This is a genomic window from Pseudomonas sp. 10C3 (assembly GCF_036346185.1).
GTDB lineage: Bacteria > Pseudomonadota > Gammaproteobacteria > Pseudomonadales > Pseudomonadaceae > Aquipseudomonas.
In genome coordinates, this window is sequence record NZ_JASJVE010000001.1 from 347,612 (window position 1) to 354,591 (window position 6,980).

A 6,980-nucleotide genomic window follows, 5' to 3' on the forward strand; every position below is an offset into this window, starting at 1 on the left:
ATCGGCCTGCGACTGCACCGGGCAGCCTTTGTATTGCCTTGTCCCGGACCTACTTTCATGCCTTGCCGTGCTGGAGTGTCGCAGTGCAGGGTATTTACAAACAACCATGAACGTAAGTATATTCCTTAGCATGCTACTTATCTAGTCACCCCTTTTTTCACCTTTTTACTTTCTTGAGCAACTCAAGCTCCTGAGCCGAGGATCTTCATGCAATTCAAGCCAGCTGTTACCGTTCTGGTCACTGCCGTCGCCCTGGCAACACTGCTCAGCGGATGCAATAAAAAGCAAGAGGCTGCGCCAGCGCCGCCCCCTCCTCAGGTCGGTGTCGTTACCCTGCAAACGCAAGCTTATACCCTGACCACTGAGCTGCCGGGCCGTACCACGGCGTACCGCATTGCTGAAGTGCGTCCTCAGGTCAACGGCATCATTCTCAAGCGGTTGTTCACTGAAGGCGGTGACGTCAAGGCTGGCGAGCAGCTTTACCAGATCGACCCGGCGCTTTACGAAGCGACGGCCAACAGTGCCAAGGCGACCCTGCAGTCGGCAAAATCGCTGGCTGATCGTTATAAGCAGTTGGTGAACGAGCAGGCGGTGAGCCGCCAGGAATACGACACGGCACAAGCTTCCGCCCTGGAAGCACAGGCAGCCCTGCAGACCGCTCAGATCAACTTGCGCTACACCAAAGTGCTCGCCCCGATCTCCGGGCGTATCGGCCGCTCTGCCGTCACAGAAGGCGCGCTGGTCAATAACGCCCAGACCAACGCCATGGCAGTGATTCAGCAACTAGACCCGATCTACGTCGACGTTGTCCAGTCTTCGACCGACATGCTCAAGCTGCGGCATGAACTTGAAGGCGGCCAACTGCAAAAAGCCGGAGAAAACGCGGCCAAGGTCAAGTTGACCCTGGAAGACAACAGCCCCTATCCACTTGAAGGCAAACTGGAGTTCTCGGAAGTCTCGGTCGATCAGACCACAGGCTCCGTCACCTTGCGCGCCAAGTTCCCGAACCCGGCTCACACCTTACTGCCAGGCATGTTCGTGCATGCTCAACTGCAGTCTGGCGTGAACAAAGCCGCGATTCTGGTTCCGCAACAGGGCGTAACGCGTGACCTGAAAGGCACGCCGACCTCGCTGATCGTGAACAAGGACAACAAGGTCGAACTGCGCACCCTTGTGGCCTCGCGCACCGTTGGCAACGACTGGCTGGTCGAAAGCGGTCTGAACCCGGGTGACCGTGTCATTACCGAAGGTCTGCAGTACGTCAAACCTGGCGCTGAAGTGAAGGTCGCCGAAGCGACCAACGTCAAGGCAACAAACCCGGCACCTGCACCGGCCACTGAAAAAGCCGCGAGCAGTAAAGGGGAGTAATTCATGTCGAAATTTTTTATCGACCGTCCAATCTTTGCCTGGGTAATTGCCCTGATCATCATGTTGGTCGGGGCACTCTCGATCCTCAAACTGCCGATCAACCAATACCCGGCCATTGCACCGCCCGCCATCGCGATCCAGGTGACCTACCCAGGTGCGTCCGCACAGACCGTGCAGGACACCGTGGTTCAGGTCATCGAACAACAACTCAACGGTATCGACAACCTGCGGTATGTCGGTTCTGAAAGTAACTCCGATGGCAGCATGACCATCACTGCGACGTTCAACCAGGGCACCAACCCTGATATCGCGCAGGTTCAGGTCCAGAACAAACTGAACCTGGCAACACCCCTGCTGCCACAAGAAGTGCAGCAGCAAGGTATTCGTGTGACCAAGGCGGTGAAAAACTTCCTGATGGTCGTCGGTTTGGTGTCCGAAGACGGCAGCATGACCAAGGATGACTTGGCCAACTACATCGTGTCGAACATGCAGGACCCTATCTCACGGACCGCCGGTGTCGGTGACTTTCAGGTCTTCGGTGCCCAGTACGCCATGCGTATCTGGCTGGACCCGGCCAAGCTGAACAACTTCCAGCTGACCCCGGTGGACGTTAAAGCCGCTATCACGGCACAGAACGTTCAGGTTTCATCGGGTCAGATCGGTGGTCTGCCTGCGCTTCCCGGCCAACAACTGAACGCCACCATCATTGGCAAAACCCGTCTGCAAACAGCCGAACAATTCGAAAAAATCCTACTCAAGGTCAACCTTGATGGCTCCCAGGTACGCCTGAAAGATGTCGCCAGCGTCGGTCTGGGGGGCGAGAACTACAGCGTCAGTGCCCAGTTCAACGGCAAAGCGGCTTCCGGCCTTGCCATTAAACTGGCCACTGGCGCCAACGCACTGGACACCGCGAAAGCGATCCGCACCACGATTGCCCAACTGGAACCTTTTTTTCCGCCTGGCATGAAAGCGGTGTATCCGTATGACACCACGCCAGTCGTCACTGAATCGATCTCGGGTGTAATCCACACCCTGGTCGAAGCCATCGTTCTGGTGTTCCTGGTGATGTACCTGTTCCTGCAGAACTTGCGGGCCACGATCATCACCACGATGACCGTGCCCGTGGTCTTGCTCGGTACGTTCGGTGTCCTCGCGGCGGCGGGCTTTACCATCAACACCCTGACCATGTTCGGCATGGTGCTGGCCATCGGCTTGCTGGTGGACGATGCGATTGTGGTGGTGGAGAACGTCGAACGGGTAATGGCCGAAGAAAAACTGTCACCCAGAGACGCCACGCGAAAATCCATGGGTCAGATTCAAGGGGCTCTGGTCGGTATTGCCTTGGTACTGTCGGCGGTTCTGCTGCCAATGGCGTTCTTCGGCGGCTCCACAGGGGTGATTTACAAACAGTTCTCGATCACCATCGTTTCAGCCATGGCGCTCTCGGTGCTGGTTGCCCTGATCTTCACGCCAGCGTTGTGTGCAACCCTGCTCAAACCGATTGACCACGAAAAACACGGTCAACCCAAGCGTGGTTTTTTCGGCTGGTTCAACCGCACCTTCGACCGCAGCGTACTGAGTTACGAGCGCGGCGTCGGCAACATGATCAAGCACAAAACTCCGGCTTATCTGGCCTATGCGCTGATCTTTGCCGGGATGGTCTGGATGTTCAACAGCATCCCGAGCGCGTTCCTGCCAGAAGAAGACCAGGGCGTGATCTTCGCCCAGGTGCAGACACCCGCGGGCTCATCCTCAGAGCGTACGCAAACCGTACTCGACAATATGCGCAGCTACCTGCTCGATAAGGAAGGCGCAGGGGTCAAGTCGGTGTTCACCGTGAACGGCTTCAACTTCGCCGGTCGCGGCCAAAGTTCGGGCCTGGCGTTTATCATGCTTAAACCATGGGACGAGCGCACGGCCGAGAACAGCGTGTTCGCGCTGGCCAAGCGTGCCCAGGCACACTTCTTCAGCTTCCGCGACTCGATGACATTCGCTGTCGTTCCACCCTCGGTACTGGAACTGGGTAACGCCACGGGTTTCGACCTTTACCTGCAGGATCAGGCAGGGCTCGGCCATGCCAAGCTGATGGAGGCTCGTAACCAGTTCCTCGGTCTGGCCGCCCAAAGCAAGATTCTTGCAGGTGTGCGCCCCAACGGTCTGAACGATGAGCCCCAGTACCAACTGGTCATCGATGACGAACGTGCCAATGCCTTGGGCGTGACGATGCTGGACATCAACACCACGCTGTCGATTGCGCTAGGTGGCAATTACGTCAACGACTTCATCGACCGCGGTCGGGTCAAGAAGGTCTACGTTCAGGGTGAAGCCGGCAGCCGGATGTCACCTGAAGACTTGAAGAAGTGGTATGTGCGCAACGCTACCGGTGAGATGGTGCCCTTCGCCTCCTTTGCCAGTGGCAAGTGGGTGTATGGCTCGCCGAAACTGTCACGTTACAACGGCGTAACCGCTGAAGAGATATTGGGTGTGCCAGCACCGGGCTATAGCACCGGGCAGGCCATGGACGAAGTCGAATCCATCATCAAAAAACTCCCGGCCGGTATCGGTTACTCATGGACCGGCCTGTCCTATGAAGAACGTCTGTCCGGTTCTCAGGCGCCAGCGCTGTACGCCCTGTCGCTGCTGGTGGTGTTCCTCTGTCTGGCAGCCTTGTATGAAAGCTGGTCAATTCCTATCTCGGTCATGCTGGTGGTGCCACTGGGGGTTATCGGTGCGTTGATAGCCACCAGCATGCGTGGCCTGTCCAACGACGTGTTCTTCCAGGTGGGCTTGTTGGTGACCGTCGGTCTGTCGGCGAAGAACGCCATTCTGATCGTCGAGTTCGCCAAGGAACTGCATGAGCAGGGGAAAAGCTATACCGAAGCGGCGATTGAAGCCTGCCGCATGCGGTTGAGGCCAATTGTGATGACGTCCATGGCGTTCATCCTCGGTGTGGTCCCGCTGGCGATTTCCACGGGTGCAGGCTCGGGCAGCCAGCACTCGATCGGTACAGGGGTAATCGGCGGTATGATTACGGCCACGGTCCTGGCGATTTTCTGGGTGCCATTGTTCTTTGTTTCGATATCCTCGCTGTTCAAAAGCAAGGTAAAACCGACAGAAACTCCACACGATGAGGCTGGCCAATGAGCAAGTCCCTGATCGCTCTGGCAGTCACCGCGTTCATTCTTGGCGGCTGCTCGTTGATCCCCGATTACAATCAGCCAGCAGCGCCGGTGCCGGCGCAATGGCCACAAGGTCCGGCTTATTCGCCAACTGAATCGGCCGCAGTCGCCGCTGCCGAACAAGGCTGGCGTCAGTTTTTTCAAGACCCGGCCCTGCAACAGCTGATTGAGACCGCGCTGGTCAACAACCGCGACCTGCGTGTCGCGGCTCTGAACATCGACGCCTACCGTGCGCAATATCGCATTCAGCGCGCCGACCTGTTCCCGGCCGTTTCGGCCGATGGCAGCGGCAGCCGTCAACGCGTTCCAGCCGACCTATCCACCAGCGGCAAAGCGGGCATCAACAGTCAATACTCGGCGACCCTGGGCATCAGCGCCTATGAGCTGGATCTGTTCGGCCGCGTACGCAGCCTCAGCGAGCAAGCGCTGGAGACTTACTTCTCCAGCGAGGAAGCTCGCCGCAGCACGCAGATCAGTTTGGTGGCCAGCGTCGCCAATGCCTACCTAGTATGGGAGGCAGACAAGGAACAGCTCAAGCTGACTCAGGACACGCTTAAAGCGTTCGAAGAGAGCTACCGGCTCACCGCCCGCAGCAATGAAGTCGGCGTCGCTTCTGCGCTGGACGTGAGCCAGTCACGGACATCGGTTGAAGGTGCCCGTGTCAAACTGGCGCAATACCAACGGCTGGTCGCTCAAGACCAGAACAACCTGACGCTGCTGCTGGGCACCGGCCTCCCGGCCAACTTGCCTGCAAGCCAGCCGCTCAGTGCCGATCTGCTCAGCAAAATGCCGGCGGGCTTGCCGTCGGACTTGCTGCAACGGCGCCCGGACATCCTTGAAGCAGAGCATAAGCTCAAGGCCTCCAACGCCAACATCGGCGCAGCGCGAGCCGCGTTCTTCCCAAGCATCACCCTGACAGCCAGTGCCGGCACTGCCAGCCCTGATCTGTCCGGGCTGTTCAATGGCGGCTCGGGCACTTGGTTGTTCTCGCCGAAAATCAATCTGCCGATTTTCAACGCGGGCAGCCTGCGTGCCAGCCTGGATTACTCCAAAATCCAGAAAGACATTGGCGTCGCCAATTACGAAAAGACCATTCAGGCCGCGTTCCAGGAAGTCTCCGACGGGCTGGCCTCGCGCCAGACCTACAACGACCAGCTCAAGGCCCAGCGTGATCTGGTTGCTGCCAACCAGGACTACTACCGTTTGGCCGAGCGTCGTTACCGGATCGGGATCGACAGCAACCTGACGTTCCTCGACGCCCAGCGCTCGCTGTTCAGTGCGCAACAGTCATTGATCACTGATCGCCTCTCGCAACTGGTCAGCGAGGTCAATCTGTACAAAGCCTTGGGTGGCGGTTGGTACGAACAGACCGGACAGGCCAAACCTGCGACCGGCGACGTGCCTGAAACCAGACTGTTCTAGTTTCAGCACCCCATAAAAAACCCACCGTCTGGTGGGTTTTTTATGGGGTGCTGAAACCTAGTTGCCTCAATCCTGCTCAGCTCAACAAAAACGCCAACACCCGACTGGTAAACACCTCGCCCGCCTCTACGTTGGACAGGTGCGCCGCGTGGACTTCTTCGTACTCGGCGCCATCGATATGGTCGTGGATAAAACGCCCACCCGCAGGCGGCGTCACCGGGTCGTGGATACCGGAGATGATCAGTGTCGGCGCGCTGATCGACCCCAGATCCTCTCGGAAATCCGCATCGCGCACGGCGGCGCAGTTTGCGGCATAACCTTCGGGCGAAGTCGCCGCGAGCATATCGGTAATGCGCTTGGCCTGATCCGGGTTGGCGGCGGCGTACTCAGGCGTGAACCAGCGTGCGATTGACGCATCACGCAACGCGACCATAGCCGCCGGGCCATCGCGCAGCACCGTTTCAATTCGCGGATCCCAGGTCTCGGGACCGCCGATCTTAGCCGCGGTGTTGCATAGCACCAGCTTGTGCAGCCGCTCGTTGGCATGGATACCCAGCCATTGGCCAATCAGGCCGCCCATGGACAAACCGCAAAAATGCGCCTGTTCAATCTTCAGCCCGTCGAGCAACGCCAGCACATCTTGACCCAATTGTTCGATGCTGTAGGGGCCCGGCGTCACCAGCGAGCGACCGTGCCCGCGGGTGTCGTAGCGCAGGACACGGAAGTATTTGCCGAAGGTCGGCAACTGGGTGTCCCACATATGCAGGTCGGTGCCCAACGAATTGGACAAGACCAGTACCGGCGCATCTTTCGGGCCATCAAGTTGATAGTGCAGTTGACCATCGGCAAGTTGTACAAATCCCACAGCAGCCTCCTTCGGGCACGTTACATGAACGCATAATCTAAATGACGCGCGCCCTTCCGGGCGCGCGCGGGTGGTTAAATTATAGTGATTGAAAAAACCCGGGTGTTTAGGGCGGCGGCGGCGGAACAAGAAAACGCTCGCCCACA

Annotated in this window: 4 protein-coding genes; 3 read left to right on the forward strand and 1 reads right to left on the reverse strand. The window is 58.3% G+C overall.

Going from position 1 to position 6,980, the window contains the following annotated elements; genetic code table 11:
- Positions 1-207: 207 nt before the first annotated feature.
- The 3 genes from QN399_RS01775 to adeC are packed head-to-tail and all read left to right on the forward strand — an operon-like array spanning position 208 to position 5,969.
- Positions 208-1,368, forward strand: a complete 1,161-nt coding sequence (locus tag QN399_RS01775; RefSeq protein WP_322181657.1) for an efflux RND transporter periplasmic adaptor subunit — start codon at positions 208-210, stop codon at positions 1,366-1,368.
- A gap of 3 nt (positions 1,369-1,371) precedes the next feature.
- On the forward strand, positions 1,372-4,512 hold the full coding sequence (locus tag QN399_RS01780) for an efflux RND transporter permease subunit (protein ID WP_322217872.1): 3,141 nt from the start codon (positions 1,372-1,374) through the stop codon (positions 4,510-4,512).
- Positions 4,509-5,969, forward strand: coding sequence for an AdeC/AdeK/OprM family multidrug efflux complex outer membrane factor (gene adeC, locus QN399_RS01785; RefSeq protein WP_330200479.1), 1,461 nt, complete (start codon positions 4,509-4,511; stop codon positions 5,967-5,969). The genes QN399_RS01780 and adeC overlap by 4 nt, the downstream gene beginning before the upstream one ends.
- A 76-nt stretch (positions 5,970-6,045) precedes the next feature.
- Here the strand turns inward: adeC and pcaD are convergent, their stop codons facing one another.
- The gene (pcaD, locus tag QN399_RS01790; protein ID WP_323566326.1) at positions 6,046-6,834 is read right to left on the reverse strand and encodes a 3-oxoadipate enol-lactonase; all 789 of its coding nucleotides are present in this window, start codon (positions 6,832-6,834) and stop codon (positions 6,046-6,048) included.
- Positions 6,835-6,980: the final 146 nt, after the last annotated feature.